We start from the raw sequence: 16043 nt of genomic DNA, 5'->3' as shown, positions 1-16043 counted from the left end.
AAAGACAGCTTATTGGAATATTTCCTAGTTTTGGAATAATTCCAATAAACTATGTCTAATCGTACGATCCTCCATCTCGATTTGGATACTTTTTTTGTCTCCTGTGAGCGCCTACTAGATACACGTCTAATGGGCCGCCCCGTTATTGTTGGGGGAACAGGGGATCGTGGAGTAGTGAGTGCTGCTAGTTATGAAGCAAGGGTATATGGGGTGCACTCGGGTATGCCGATGCGGATGGCGAGGGAACTTTGCCCCATGGGGACTTACATTCGTGGCAATGCAGGGACTTATACCAAATTCTCCAAAATGGTTACAGAGATTCTTCAGGAGGAAGTTCCGGTGCTGGAAAAGTCTTCTGTAGATGAGTTTTATGCCGATCTAAGTGGCATGGACCGTTTTTTCGGTTGCTACAGGTTTTCGAGCGAACTGCGCAAACGTGTTATTAAGGAAACAGGCTTGCCCATTTCCTTTGGTCTTTCACAGAATAAGACGGTTTCAAAAGTGGCCACCAATGAAGCCAAGCCTAACAATCAATTAAAGATAGATACTGGATACGAAAAACCTTTTTTGGCTCCACTGTCCATAAAAAAGATACCTATGGTGGGCGAAAAAACCTTTCGTACTTTTTGTAACCTAGGGGTAAAGCGTGTAGCCACCGTACAGGAAATGCCATTGGAGATGATGCTATCGGTCTTTGGAAAAAATGGAAAGATCATTTGGCAACGTGCTAATGGAATTGATACAACGCCTATCATTCCATATCACGAGCGTAAGTCCATTTCCAGTGAGCGTACCTACGGAAGGGACACGACCGATATCACCAAGATAAAGACTACCATTACTGCCATGGCCGAGAACTTGGCTTTTCAACTGCGCCGAGGGGAGAAACTTACTTCCTGCGTTACGGTGAAGATTCGGTATTCCGATTTCCAGACCTATTCAAAACAGGCAAAGATTTCCTATACTTCTGCAGATCATAACCTTATTCCCAAAGTGATGGAACTCTTCGATAAGCTATACAACCGTAGGTTGCTCATCCGCTTGGTCGGGGTACGATACAGCAGCCTTACCGCAGGGAATTATCAGATCGATCTGTTCGAGGATACCAAAAAAACAGTAAATCTCTATCAAGCAATGGATAGAATACGCCTTAGGTATGGAGATAGGAGTGTTGTGCGGGCAGCTACTTTAGGCGAAGGTGCGCGTACGGTAGGGAATTTTACGAATCCGTTTAATGGCGAGCCTCCCATTGTGCTTGCCCATAGGCATCAATAATGTACCTGAACAATCACACATATTACAGTTTACGGTACGGAACCCTTTCAGAAGAGGAGCTATTATCACTTGCCCAGAAGTGTGGCTGTGCAAAAATACCCATTACCGATATAAATAACACTTCGGGCTGTCTTAATTTCGTTCGTAAAGCTTCCGAATTTAATATAGAACCTATTTTAGGGGTTGACTTCAGGAACGGTGCAGATCAACAGTTCGTAGCCTTGGCAAGGAATAATGAGGGCTTTCAGGAGATCAATAATTTCCTTTCCCATCATTTGCATGAAGACATTCCCATTCCACAGGAACCCCCGCCTTTTAAGAATGTGATTGTTATCTATCCTTTCGAAAAAGTACTGTTATTGGAAAAAACAGAATTCCGGGATAATGAATACATTGGGATACACGAGCGGGAACTGAATAAGCTCCGTTTTTCTAGATTATCGGGATATCGCGATAAATTGGTAGCCCTACATACGGTAAGTTTCCGCAATAAACAGGACTATAACATCCATAGATTGCTAAGGGCTATAGGGAACAATACCTTGCTGAGTAAATTACCCGAAGAGGAGCAGGGAAACAGGGAGGACAAAATGATTCCCTTACACGATTTTGAAACACTCTTTTCTGAACATCCTTATATAAAAGAGAATACGGCAAAGATCATTTCTCAATGTCGTATTGAATTCAATTTTTCACGTGAGCAGAAACCACAGAACCTCCGTGCCTATACAGGTTGTATGGAGCAGGACTTCGAATTGCTGAATAAACTCTGCCATAGCGGGCTTCCCTATCGGTATCCCGATGTTACTGAAGAAATACTAACACGTTTATACAAGGAACTTGACCTGATTCAAAAGAAGGGTTTTGTCTCTTTTTTCCTCATCAATTGGCGCATTGTGCAATATGCCAAAGAGAATGGATATTACCATGTTGGACGTGGCAGTGGCGCCAACAGTATTGTTGCCTATCTCCTAGAAATCACCGATGTGGACCCTATAGAACTCGATCTGTATTTTGAACGTTTTATGAACCTGTATCGTTCAACACCGCCCGATTTCGATATCGATTTCTCTACTTGGGACCGTGAGGATGTGACCCGATTTATTTTCGAATTTTTTGGCGGAAAGGGGCAAGTGGCACTTTTAGGGGCTTATGTGTCTTTTAAGCATAGTGGTGCGGTTCGTGAATTGGGCAAGGTGTTCGGATTGCCCAAAGAGGAGATCGATAAATTAAGTAACGGTAAGTTTAAGGTGAGCGATTTGGACGACCTCTCCAAGTTGGTGCTGAAGTATGCAAAGTTGTTTCATGGTCGCCCCAACTATGTAAGTATCCATGCGGCAGGTATTCTTATTTCGGAAAAACCTATCCATTATTTTTCAGCTACTAATTTTCCGCCTAAGGGATTTCCCACGGTACAATTCGATATGCATATTGCCGAAGATGTGGGTTTGTATAAGTTCGATATTTTGGGGCAACGGGGTTTGGGTAAGATCAAGGATGCCATTGCTATCATTAAAGACAATCATCCTAAGGTTAAGTTACTGGATATTCACAATGCTAAGCCCTTGTTCGAAGACAAAAATATTAACAATATGATTGCCCGTGCGGAGTGCATAGGTTGTTTTTATGTAGAATCCCCAGCAATGCGGATGCTACTGAAAAAGATTGGGGTAAACGATTACCTGACGCTGGTAGCTGCCAGTTCCATTATCCGTCCGGGAGTGGCAAAGAGTGGAATGATGCGGGAGTATATTCTTCGTCACAAGGATCCAAAGAGGAGGGCGCAAGCCCATCCAGTACTTTGGGATCTCATGGAGGACACCTATGGGGTGATGGTGTACCAAGAAGACGTGATTAAAGTAGCACACCATTATGCTGGTTTAACCTTAGGGGAGGCCGATGTGCTTAGAAGGGGAATGAGCGGAAAATACCGATCTAGGGAGGAATTTCAGGCCGTTCGACAAAAGTTTATCGATAATTGCCGGAATCGGGGAGAGGAGGATGCCATGATTTTTGACGTTTGGAGGCAGATAGAAAGTTTTGCGGGTTATGCCTTTGCCAAAGGGCATTCGGCTTCCTATGCAGTGGAAAGCTACCAGAGTCTGTACCTCAAATGCTATTATCCACTAGAATATATGGTGGCAACCCTTAACAATGGCGGCGGATTTTATCGGGTAGAAACCTATGTGCACGAAGCACGTCGGTACGGGGGAGCAATCCATCCGCCCTGTATTAACAAGAGTGAGATTCAAACCACGATTTATGGAAAGGATATTTATCTAGGGTTTCAACATCTGAAGGGATTGGAAAAAGGGACCATGGTAAAAATTGTCAATGCTAAGGACAGTGGGGTTTTTGTTTCCCTCGATGATTTTATTGAAAGGGTACCCATGAGCATTGAACAGATGGATGTCTTGATACGGATCGATGCATTAAGGAGTTTAGGGAAGGATAAACGAAGCTTCTTGTGGGAAGCTTATATGAAGGAAAATAAATCGTTAAGCGATGATGCACAACAGCGAATGTTCCGATTATCGGGGAGGGAATTTTCGCTACCAAGTTTTGAGATTACCGATCTTGAAAACGCTTTCGAGCAGATGGAACTTATAGGGTTCCCCTTATATGATCCCTTTATTCTGCTGGAAGAACCACCACATAACCATTTAACCGCAAAGGAATTGCCTAAATTCTTGAATAAAACGGTAACGATCTACGGATATTTGGTCACGATAAAAAACACAAGTACCTCTAAAGGTTCAAGAATGAATTTTGGGACTTTTTTGGATCGGGAGGGGGATTGGATCGATACGGTACATTTTCCGCCTGTAGCGAAAAAGTACCCTTTTCGCGGAAAGGGTATTTATAAGATTACCGGAAAAGTAGTGGAAGAGTTCGATTTTCTTACCATTGAAGCTTCAAAATTGGAACGAATGAACTATATCCCCGATCCTCGATTCGATACGTCTTTTGATAGAAAACCTGTGAAAGGTCCCAGCCTTCTTTTACCAGAGACTATTTAATGGGTTGTTATTACATTAAGTTGTTTACTTCGCACGAATACGATGACTGGTTTGGATAATTTCACCAGCACCAAGGTCCCAACTAAACAAAAGCACTTCGGATTCCGCAATATTTTTGGATCTACAAGCGATGCCTAAATGACTTGCTACATGTTTGCGGAAACCCTTATAATGATTGAATCCCTTGTATATTAGTTTTAACACATAATCCCCTTTGCCTTCCGGTAAATCTTGCTCATGGATGACCGTTCCGTTTTGATCGGCATCAAACTCGAAAATAACGATACGCTGGAGACCCGTATCAACATTTTTTAGAATAAAAGCAGCGAATTGATCTATGGTTCTATTGATGTTTGCGGTAATACCAATTTCTCGTCCGAAACGCCAAACCGATCTATAGCTTCTGTCGTACTCTCCTGTAGAGAGACGTTCCTTAAAAAAAATACCCTTTTTGTTTTCTGAAGACTGTACACCTTCAAAATTCCATCGCTCTAAAGAATCTTGGGTTTTCCCAAATCTATTTAAATCTGCTTCCGAAAAGTTTCCCCCTATATAGCCTCTACTCTTATAATAGCTTATTAGGGCCTTTCGCATCCAGGAACCATCTATACTGATGTTGTCTAATTCTCCACGACTTAACAGCGAATTGTAAATTAAAAACTCCTCTTCACTTACCAGATAAAAACTGCTTGCGTCACCTGTTTTTGAACCAAAGAAATCTTTGGGATTGCTAATAACAGTGGCAAAACCTGTTCTCGTGTCAATTCCTTTTATTTTAACTCTTTGACCAAATGTGAAGGAATCCAGTAATACATCCTTAGCTTTTGGATCCCTTAGATATAGTTTGTTGGGAAGTGCGTAATGGTATTCATACACTTTTCCTGGGATTCTATTCTTGCTGTCTAGATAGGCGTAAGCACCCCAGCTCAATCCTCCCATTAAAAGAATGATTCCCAATATCCATATTATTTTTTTGTTCCTCTTTTGGGTCCTTGGGGCTGTATAAGTCTTTAGATGCTTCTGTAAAGGCTTCTTCAGAATCCTTTCTAGCGCCTCTAGAAACTCTGCTTCTTCGTTATTAATCTTTGCTTTTTGGTAAACCTCATTTATTTTACTTTCAGAAATAGTACCCCTTCCATAGGTTTTCAGAAAGTCATCAAGTTTCCCCCAGCTTTTTAACTTTTCGAGTATGTTTTTGTATTTCTGATGATTGGCCATAATTCAGCTATCTGGTTAGTTACTTGCCTTTTGTCTTCCGCGCTCGTCGGTTATTCCCAAAAGAAACTCGAAGGGAATCTCTGCATAGTCCACTTCATTTTTTTCTACGAGCTTAACAGTATATCCATAGGTGTCATCTGTGTCGTGCACGGTAAATAGAGGCGTAGGTGTTTCAAACTCACGGGAAAGTAGTATGTCCATTGCCATGTCATTGAAAAAAATCCTACGATACGCATCTTTGTTTTCCAATGAAACCAACAGAAAAGAAACTGCATCTCCATCTGTTTCGATTTCAACTTTATCGTTCCATCCAATATCTGCAATAAGTGCTCTTAGTGTATCGAGTCTTACAAGGCCCATATGTCGTTCTTCGATGATGACCGAATCATTCGAATTGAAATTTTTATCGGTCTTCTCTTCTACTTCATTTTCAGTAATTTTTACGGTTTCGGTTTTATACAGCCATAGCCCAATCCCTGATAATACTACCAGTGCTATAATGGGAAACAGTATTTTCTTTACTACTTGCTTCATGGATTGATCGTTATTTCTGTTGGGGTCTCATTAAAATATTTTTCGAAGCTCTCACTGTTGGTCTCAACTTCCTTAATGATTTCCTTGAGTAGATCGTGTGGAAGATTACCGCATTCGTAACAGGCAAAATAGAAGACGTAGAACTTGTTATCCTTAAGCTCTTCATACCTCATATTATTAATTCTGTTTTTGCTTATAACAAACAACAATAATTTATCACTTTGCCGCCTACCCTGTCGGGTCTCGAAATTGATGGTACCGGTTTTAGCATAATAGAAGTAAGGAGACTCCCGCTGCAAACTACTCATGCTTTGTAGGGTACCTCTAGAAACTACCTGTTCCAGACCTCCGAGCAATTGAGGTCGGTAGAAATTCTTATAGTACCGTTCACGGCTTCCCCAGGATTCTTCATCTACACTGAAAGGAGTATAATCCTTTGTTTCCTTTGAGTCGTCCAAGGTGATTTTAAAATCACTGTTCATGCTAATTAATCGACCTCCCATTTCAGACATTTTTAAAGGAGTAATAACAATGGGGGATCCACCTAGAGTACTTTGCTTTAAAGCACGGCCAAATCCCTCCTTTTGCTCCCTATTGTCATGAATGAAGGAAGACCGTTCAGGATAGCTGAAGCTTTTGAACTCCGTTTCATTATCGGTGTATATACTTTTGGAGACCTTAGGGTCAAAATTCACATAATTGTTTCTTCTCCGTTCTTTGGGTAAGGATACCTTTAAATCGAAGTTAGCTTCCAGTCCCTTTGCCAGAATAGAATTGGTGTTACCAAAAAAGTCGCTATCGCCTTCTCTAGAACGGGGCCAATTTTCTGGATTGAATGTTTGGTCATAGTTTCTGTTTCTATGGCGAATTACAGGATAACTCATTGAATCCCTGTCAAAAGGTTTTAAAATGGTGCTGGAGTTATATTGAAGGGCAGATTTGTTATAAGACCCTAGGAACATTACGAGCGAATGATATGTGTTGGATGATTGTACAAGATAATCCACGTTGTTGCTAGGGTACGTGTCCACCCCTGTAAGGGTCCAAGGGGTGATTTTTTTACCTCCATAGGTTTTTAATTTTCCTTCTTCATTCAGCACTTCTTCCGAAACTTCTTGACTCAGGCCTCGTAGTTGCAAGGTGTTCCAATCAAAATTAAATTGAGACGTTGTAGCTGCATACATGATGGGTTTTACTGAAGATCCTGGCCCGATCCTCACCTGGAAAAGATTTAGATTCCCTTTTTCGTCCCTACCCGAAGATGGACTTTGAACGGCATAGGATTCTTTTCTGAACTTTAGCAAGCCTTTTATATCGTTAGGGTTAAGACGTTTGTTTTTGGTGTAGTCTACCATAGCCCTAATCCTACCGTTGCCATCAACAACCGAAACAGCAAAACTCTGCTTATTCCAACGTTGTCGTTTGGTGTATTTCTTAATAATCTCGTTAAGGTTTTTGGTAAGGTCATAGTCGATACTTACCCTAACACTGTCATTGGTATTTTCCTTGTTAGAATATTTAGCTTTTACGGCATTGGCATAATTATACGCCCAAATAAAGTCTTCTCCCAGTGGATAAAAGAAACGCTGTTTACCATTGAGCCATAAATTGCGCATGAGATAATCATTGTTGTTTTTAACCAATTTATATTGGCTCACACGATTTCTTGGATCGTAAACATTGATGAAGTCATTTGGGGTAAACCGAAGAGCAAAACTATTATATGCTTGCTCATAAGAAGTGTAGTTCCCGGTGTTGTTTATCATTTTAAACTTCCCCATTTCTTCTTTGATATTGGTAGATTTTTTTCGGAGCAATAGGGCCATTTCATCATTAAGAAGCCAATTTCCAGGAATTACGGAAACTTCATAATTACGAATGTTTTTATTTTCCGTCATCCAATCGAAATCGGGCACGAATTTGTTGTTTTCAATGATGGTGAATTCAGAATCATTGTTAGTGTTTTCCAAGGTAAAAGACAATTCCTTTTGGGCCGCATACAAATGTCCCATCCATTTGTTTTGCTGGTGGGCAGGAGGCTCTATGAGGTAGTATTGTTCATTAATTGCTAGTTGCAGATATTCATTTTTTACAATTAGATGCAATATCTCGGCAGGATTCCTTTTATTTTTTAAATCCTCACAGAAATACTTATAAATACTGTTTACAAAGAGTTTGTCACTTATGTTATTTGGGTTTAACCTGTCTTCCTGTGCTTCTTGTATTAAGTACCCATTAAAGTTGTCGATAAAGATGTCCAGTCCATTAAGGTTGCCATAAAACTCTACAATACGATCCCTGTCAAAATCTTCATCGTAATATTCACTATCCCTATCTGAAAGCTTGTTTTGGTATACCTTGAGGTGCTTGTTAAGAAGGATGACCCGATTCTTTATTTCCGTTATGGTTGGTTTTATATTGAACAGTTTGTCTTCAATGATGTTGTTTCTAACTTTTTGAAGCCCCGCAATAATTAGGAGAACCCCCAATGTGGCGACCACCACTCTCATTTTGTGCCTTTTCTCTGCACTCGATTCCTTCACATCGCTCTCCCTTTTCTTAGAAAGGATTCCAATAAGAAAGAGCAAAAATGGCATATAAAGAGTAAGCTTACTGGTTGTACTCAAAAACGGGAAGTCTTGCCCAAAAAAGATAAATCTATTGGTGGCGGTGAGCCAAACGAAAAATGCAATGGTAAAAATTAGAATTATGGCATTAAGTCCAATAAAATTATAACTGGACGTCTTTCTGTATTCCAGAATATAGATGAATAGCAACGCCACAATGAGTAAGATAAGGCCAATCACAACAAACTCATTATGTTCTGCGATAACATATCGAGTTACAACAACATCTCTCGTTTGGGTAGTATATCCAGACCCTTTATTGAAGTGTGGTTTTAAGGAAAAGAATCCCTGTGTCGAGCCTTCAGGTTCGAAAAGCTCCTTCTTTAAATAGGCATTTATAAACCATTGGTTTTGCCCTGCTCTCAGAATTTGACTTACCTCTGAAGATTTAAACTGCTCTTGCTGTATAAGTTCGTCTATGGAAGTATGATGTATCTGTGCTCGGTACTTCACATAATTAAAGCTTTTTAGAAAGTCTGGAGCTCCTTTTGCAAAACCAATTATAGATGCTAAGACAATCAAACCAAGAATGGCGCCCGAATAGAGTTTGATTTTAGGAGGACTAATTTTAAGGGAATCCAAGTTCCTAATAGACCATAAGATCCCTGCAATTACTAGTAATCCTGCCAAACAAACCAAAATATACGTCACTTCACGGTAGGTTATAGCCAAACTAATAAGGTTGCTGCCTAAAAAAATGAAAATCAAGAACAATAGCGCAAATGTAATTGCCCGTAAAGTGCTTCTCTTCGAGGTTTTTCCTATAAGTGCAATTAAGAATTCCCTAAGGCAAACGAACAAAAAGAAGATGATTCCGAAACCAGCGTCCGCTATGAACATCCATCCCATAATCAATAGCGTGTTGAATGCATTAAATGGCTCTATATTAAAAGGGGAAATTGGCGGGCGTTTTATAGATAGGTTCAAGAAGGTTACTAAAAAATAAAGACTGATGGGTAGAAAAATATTCAAAACACGCTCTAAAGCATCAGAACCTACGAAACTAATTACTATTGCACTACAACAGATAAATCCATAAACCAAAACATAACCCCAAAACGGGACTTTTCTCCATAATGCCTGAATACGATTTCCTAAGCCAATAAGCATGCGCATCTCCTTGACATAGAAGATACCAATTCGGATAACAAAAAAAGCCAGCATCCACAGAAAGGTAAATACGAACCAAGTATCACTTCGTAAGGTATTTTCATATTCGTGTTTAGAGATTTCTTCAATGGGAACAAAGGTGCTTATGCGCCAATGTAGAAGAATGCGAAGCATAAGGAAAACGAAAAGAACGATATAGGTGCAGATCTCTACCAAATGTATTTTTTTGTGACCAACGAGTTTAATAACCAGTAAGATCAAGAAGATGTAGGTAAGAATGAAACCGTAAAGCTTGAAATTGGTAAGGGCATTAGAAGCCCTTAGATTGGTAACTTGAAGACGCCAAGCTACATTCTGATCCTTGTTTTTGGTAGACAAAACAAATTGCTCATCCGCTTTTACCTCTATAATACTATTGTCGGTAGATCTGTCGATCGTAGGAACGCTTTCGTTATATTGATCGTTTATCTGAAAGACCATGGCGCGCTGGCTATCACCTTTGTCGTAACGTATACTTCCCAAACAATGATTTTTGTTGGAAGCACTTTCAAATAATGGGAAATAATACCCTCCATCCAAGGTGTTTTCAATCACTTCATCCAATGATGAAGAAATAAACATCAGATTTTTTGGGTCGTCCTTGAGTTTGAATTTTTGTGGGAAATCCAATTTTAACGTTCGTTCATTGTTCTTTCTCTGAAGACTATCGGGAGGGAGGATCACTAATTTCTCCGTTGCCTTTTTCCCAAGGCCAACATAAAACTGGGTATTATATGCCAGTGTAAAATCGAACGCCCTATTGGCTTCATTGATTTCTATACTTGAAATACCGTTCGAAATAGTGAGGCCGCTTTCCTCAGCAAAGCTCTTCCCTGGAAAAAAGAAGAGCGTATTGTCTGAAACTGGTTTTCTTGGGTTTGTACTGTAAGCCTTCCTTATGAGATAACTGTCCTGAAAAAGGAACAACAATCTATCCAAGTTTGGAAGGTTACTTTGTAAAATCAAATCTGAAAAGGGATAACCAATAGAAAGCTTTCTGTTAAACTCAATACTTTCCATGCCATCCGAGTCCAAACCTAATTTGTAAATGGCTCTGTTCTTAGAGACATTCCCATCTATTAATGAGTCGCCAATTTCAAGCCTAAGGATAACTTCTCCATTGTGCCTAACAGCAAAGCCTTTTGAAATGTCTAATTCGTATATGTTGTTTTTTAGGGAATAACGGCCAGGTTCTTTTACGTAAAAAGGTTCGTAAAAGTTTTCTACGTTTAACCGAGTCTTATCTTCATCGGTATTACTTAGGGTAACACGTCCTTCTTTTCCCTCCCACAAAGCAAACAGGGAATCCTGTTCGTTTACCAAATGGAGGGAGTTTTCGTAATCGAATCCTATGTGTTCTAGAATGTGATAATCCGTGTTACTGAAAATATGCTTATTGGCATCGGGAAAGGTGTAGTTGTTTATCGTTCTCATGCCAATAACACCCAAAATGAGAAGTGCCGGTAATATAAATTTTGAAGTATTAGTAGGGAACCTACGGAGTGCGATAATAAATGCCAACAACAAAAGGCAAAATATAATTAACGACGTAAAAGTGGTTACAAAAAAAGCACCACATAGAAGGAAAAGCAACCATACGGACGCAAATATAGTTTTGCCGTTAAGTGAAATTAAATTCCTTTTAACCATTCAACTCGTCTTTTAGATGATCCGGTCCTATATAAAAACCATAAAACAATATCTCGTCAAGGGTCTCAATGTTTACTTCATGAGCCAATTCCAGTATTTTTCTAACTTCCATAGGCGTTTCGATAGCGCTTTTGGTCATTCGCTGATATTGATTTTCATTAAGCTGTTGTAAGGATTCGTTGTTTAGTATCATATTATAGTTGAGGTCGGAACCATCTGTTTTTGGAAGGCTTAGCGTAACTTTTACATAGTCCAATATGTGGAAAGCCATGGTAAAAAGTTGTTGAAAAAGCCAGGATTTGTCCGCTTGCGATAAAGGCTCGTACTGCTCGAGCCTTTCGGAGAACCCCTTAAAGCGTTCATGGAACTGATACAAATAGCGATTCTCTTGACTGAAGTTCCGCTCGTATTGCGACAATAAATCCAAATAGGGGCTAATTTCTCTACTAATGAAAGACTCTACATCGAATTCTCGAATCAATTTGTTTTCAGGTGTAAGCTGTTGATAGGCTAATTTTATGTTATTGATAATTTGAGGTTTTGCCTCGCTTAACAAAGAAGTTTCCCGTTCTTTTATAGAAGTAAGAAAGGCATTAAACAAGTGGTCGCCAATCAAGCTACGGGACTGTGCTTTAAAATCGAATCGGTTTCCGGGAACAATGGATTGCAGACTTTCGCTAAGTTGATGCATCTCTTCGATATTACTCAGCGGAGTCTGCCCTTCAGATAAGTTGGGACGTTTTAGAAATGATAACAGTTTATCTATTTGTTTCGAATCTCTGAGAATCTCCTCTCCTTGCGATATTAGCGAATCGTCTATTTTGAATAGCTTAAGCAATTTAGCCAATTGTCCTGCATTCTTTTCAGTATTTGCCTTATGCAAGGTGTTGCTCAATATGTCCAAAAGTTCACTGTCGCTATCAACCGTAGAACGCTCTAGAAGGCCTTTCATATTAGCTTCCGTTTTGCACAATTCTTCGAGGCGGTTCTTGAACATTTGTTGCTTTTGATTGGAGTTTTCATCCAAAAGGGTAAGAAAGTTGGATAAATGACTGTCTATATTACCTACCGTAATTGTTACATCGTTTAATTCTTCCCTTTTATTCAAAAAGGTTTGAAGGTTCCCCAATTTTTTTAAAACACCGTTATTACTCTTAAAGTAGTTCAAAAGGGCTCCATTTATTTCTTTTAAGTTGGTAGCGCTTAGTATGTCTCCCTCCAATTTTCTATGCCCCACAACAATGCTTTCATGGTTCGAATTTGGGCCGTCTTTGGATTCCTGTTGAAATTTAAGTCGTTGAAAGATGGCTGCGAGGTAACCTTTGTCATTCTCACTCAATGCTTTTGGAGGGGGGGTATTATTGCTTTCTAAATAATTTTTGAGTTGATTTACCGAAATGTAATGCTTCTTCATACGAAGATACCCTAGAACACTAGCAATTACCACTACCAGCAATAGCGATATCCATTGCCAAGGGAAGCCCTCTTTTTCTGGATCAACTGTGGTTGAAGAAGAAGTGTTGTCACTCTGCTCTTTTCGAATAATAAATCCCTTATTGGATTTATCTATTTCATATTCATCATTTCCTATTTCAACGCTACTTAACTTTCCGTCTTCAATAAAAACATGGCTTTCTGAATTCTTTTTCGCAATAGCAATTAAAGAAGAGCCAAGGGCATTTTTAAGAGCCAAGGATCTCCATTGCATGTCTATACTATCTTGGGAGGCACCAATATCTGCAAGGAGTGTTTCGAATTTCCAACCGTGAATGGTGTCTTGTAATTGGACATAATTTTTCCCTTCGTTGAATACAAGGTTGGGGAAATACTTTTCAACGGCTTTTTGGAAGGTCTCGGCACCGATGATAGAATCATAGGTAAATTCTAAATTTTCATTTTTAAAAGTCTTCTCATCGAATTCTATTAGAAATTCCCCAATAGATAATTCGGTATTATCCACTTCAATAATGGGTAAAGGATTCCTAGGTAAAGCCATTCCTATGATGGTAAAACCTATCACTAGAAGTACATATACTTGGGAGAGTTGTTTGTAGCCGAAAAAGAACCGTATCATATTCTATTTGTTATCAAGGCGTTTGTAGTAGTTTAATGTATTTCTGTACAATATTTTCATGCCGCATTAAACGGCTTGTAGAGCTCTCAGTATTGTTTTTAATAATGGGAATATCTTCCCCTGCAGGAATATTCGGGAACAATGATCTAATGGCATCATCATCTTTTTTATTTATACTCTTTTCTATTTCCAGTTTTGTACTCTCATCTGCAGATCTCACCAAAAAAGCATCTCCAGTATAGATGAGGTTAAAGGTGTCCTCTTGGGTATTAAGAAGGCTTTCGTTTTCAAGGATGTATTGATATCCGCTAATGGTAATGGTCTTGATGTCCTCTTTTTTAAGGTTGATTCCCGACAGGAAAAAATTATCCGAAGCTGCTACAAAATCATCATTTTGAGGTTCTTCAGATTCACTAAACCCAATACTTTCCAGAAAATTACTGCGATTGGTAACAGATCCTTTAGATGTAACTGGGATTCCTACTAGATTCGAATTTTCGCTAATTCTTATTCGCTTGTCTAGGCTGTTTTCCAAACACTTTTCCTTTGGCCGTTCGAGATGATCGATATCCCTGGAAAACTTTTTGAGTTGTTTTTCAAGTTTTTCCCGCAAAGGTGAAAAAAGAAAGGCCCTACCCGCAAAACGGATGTTGTAAAATTTCTTTTCCTGAGTGTTTTCCAATTCATGCATCAATTTTTTTACATATGAATCGATCGACTTGTCAATGATTCCATAGTAATCCATGATACGCTTGTTTGCATCGGTAAATTTTTTCAAAAAATCATTCAATTCCCGTAACCCTAAATCCTGAAGGGTGCCGAATGAGATATTGAGATACTCATTTTCTTTATCCAGTAATTTTTCGGCAGTGATTTCGTCTAAACTGTCATAACTCTTTTTAATCTTTTCTATCAGGTAAAAGAAATTAAGTTGTCTGTAAGCATCTGCTTTTAAAATCTTCTCCTCGATGAACATTTTGCTTTTTTGAGGATTGTTGTTGGTAATGGTGGCGACAATTGCTTCCATAATTGCAAAAGTCATGAGGTTTCCGGCACCTGCAATACCCGATCTATGGCTACTTATATATCGATTAGGGTTTTGCAAACATTCTATGATTGAAAAATCGGTGGTTCCTTTGCCGGCATCGATAACCAGACAATAATCAGGGCTACTAGCTCCGTTTCTGTCATTTCTTCCTTGCTCGTATTCCTTGTAATCGAAGGAGGCGTCACTTTCTGAGGAGGTAAGAAGCTCTATGCCTTTAAAATCGTTTTTAAAGTGATCCTGTTGAAAAATGGCACTTGTATTTTCATTCAAACGTTCCAACATATTGAAAACCTTATGCTGGGAATAAATATTGGGAACAAGTAAATTAAGCCTAAGATATATATCGGTTTTTTGGTTCGGGTTTTTGGTGGTGTAATAGTTGTCTATTCGTTTTAGTAATAAATGGACAAACTGACTCATGATGATTTCAAAAATCTCATCCTTTACTTCCTGATTGTCGAAATACTTGGTTTCGCCATTCTTACCATCATACTTTATATTGGGAAAATCAACAACATCCGCAAGCTTTAAATTGGGTAACAAAAAGTGTCCCATATCATTGTTCTTGTTAATGTTGTTGAAAAAAACAGGGTCTGTGTGTTTGGCTAGAATTTTTATCAAACTGTTTTTTCCAGCCTGGAAAGGAACACCTAGTTTATTGGATATACCTTCCTGGGTGCGTAAAAAGAAATAAGACAATAGAACGTGGTTGTGGCCATGTTCATATTGGTAAAAATCGGCATTTGTGGTGTCTGTGTCTGCAAATTTTCTCTTGTAAAAATGATCGTAGGCAAGAGAAATTAAATTGAGTAATTCAATATTTTCTGCATCATTAAACATTACGCCAATTTGTGAAGCTTCGGATCCAAAATCAAAAACAGCGTTTACTATTTGGGTATTAGGGACAATATCGAAAGTCAAATAAGACGTAAAAGATCTATAACTTATGTTACAAGCTAAAGTCCTGGGAGTGGTAGCCGTATTTTCAAGAACCAACCCATCATCTTTAAGGCGATATCTTACGTCCATTTGCTCCAGAACATCCTCTCCGTCAACTTCCAATATTCCAACTTTCTCTGGAAGTTCTTCCAAAACTAAATTTAGGGTATTATCATGACTTTCAAATATAATTTTGAATGCTGAAGTCCAATTTTCTCCGTTATGGTCTAATACTAAACGGTCATCATTCGTGCCATCTTCGGACAAAAGTTGGGTTCCTTTTTTGAGGGTTAGAAAGGTGTTTCGGGAGGCATGGGATACAACAAATTCTGAAGAAGTATTGTTTTGTCCTTTCGTGAGTTTACAAATATGAACTCTACGGCTTTCAATATGAATGGGTAAATAGTACATAATAGACTAAAAATATTGCTGGCTAATAAATTAATCTTATTAGAAAACATCAAAATACGGAAAACCGTATTTTAAGAACATCTTTTGGGGAGTGTAAC

7 protein-coding genes are annotated in these 16043 nt (G+C 39.0%); 2 read left to right on the top strand and 5 right to left on the bottom strand.

Going from position 1 to position 16043, the window contains the following annotated elements; translation table 11 throughout:
• The first annotated feature begins 51 nt into the window (after positions 1 to 51).
• Together dinB and AC6JAD_RS02580 are read left to right on the top strand one after the other, a co-directional pair.
• Positions 52 to 1275, top strand: a complete 1224-nt coding sequence (gene dinB / locus AC6JAD_RS02585; RefSeq protein WP_461302707.1) for a DNA polymerase IV — start codon at positions 52 to 54, stop codon at positions 1273 to 1275.
• The gene (locus AC6JAD_RS02580; protein ID WP_461302708.1) at positions 1275 to 4295 is read left to right on the top strand and encodes a DNA polymerase III subunit alpha; all 3021 of its coding nucleotides are present in this window, start codon (positions 1275 to 1277) and stop codon (positions 4293 to 4295) included. The genes dinB and AC6JAD_RS02580 overlap by 1 nt, the downstream gene beginning before the upstream one ends.
• Positions 4296 to 4319: 24 nt before the next feature.
• On the opposite strand, the gene AC6JAD_RS02575 is transcribed toward AC6JAD_RS02580, so the two are convergent.
• From AC6JAD_RS02575 to AC6JAD_RS02555, 5 genes are all read right to left on the bottom strand, one after another.
• A complete protein-coding gene (locus AC6JAD_RS02575; RefSeq protein WP_461302709.1) occupies positions 4320 to 5513 on the bottom strand; it encodes a hypothetical protein in 1194 nt (397 codons plus the stop codon).
• A gap of 15 nt (positions 5514 to 5528) precedes the next feature.
• Positions 5529 to 6047 carry a hypothetical protein gene (locus tag AC6JAD_RS02570; protein WP_461302710.1) on the bottom strand — a complete coding sequence of 173 codons (519 nt, stop codon included), beginning with the start codon at positions 6045 to 6047 and terminating at the stop codon, positions 5529 to 5531.
• Positions 6044 to 11257 carry an SLC5/6 family protein gene (locus AC6JAD_RS02565; RefSeq protein WP_461302711.1) on the bottom strand — a complete coding sequence of 1738 codons (5214 nt, stop codon included), beginning with the start codon at positions 11255 to 11257 and terminating at the stop codon, positions 6044 to 6046. Before AC6JAD_RS02565 ends, AC6JAD_RS02570 begins: the two co-directional genes overlap by 4 nt.
• A 208-nt stretch (positions 11258 to 11465) precedes the next feature.
• Positions 11466 to 13547 carry a hypothetical protein gene (locus AC6JAD_RS02560; RefSeq protein WP_461302712.1) on the bottom strand — a complete coding sequence of 694 codons (2082 nt, stop codon included), beginning with the start codon at positions 13545 to 13547 and terminating at the stop codon, positions 11466 to 11468.
• Positions 13548 to 13560: 13 nt separating this feature from the next.
• Positions 13561 to 15945: a hypothetical protein gene (locus AC6JAD_RS02555; protein ID WP_461302713.1), complete on the bottom strand. Its 2385-nt coding sequence runs from the start codon at positions 15943 to 15945 to the stop codon at positions 13561 to 13563.
• Positions 15946 to 16043: the final 98 nt, after the last annotated feature.

The sequence above is a fragment of the Aureisphaera sp. genome (assembly GCF_059726885.1).
This window is presented reverse-complemented; position numbering and strand designations above follow the sequence as displayed.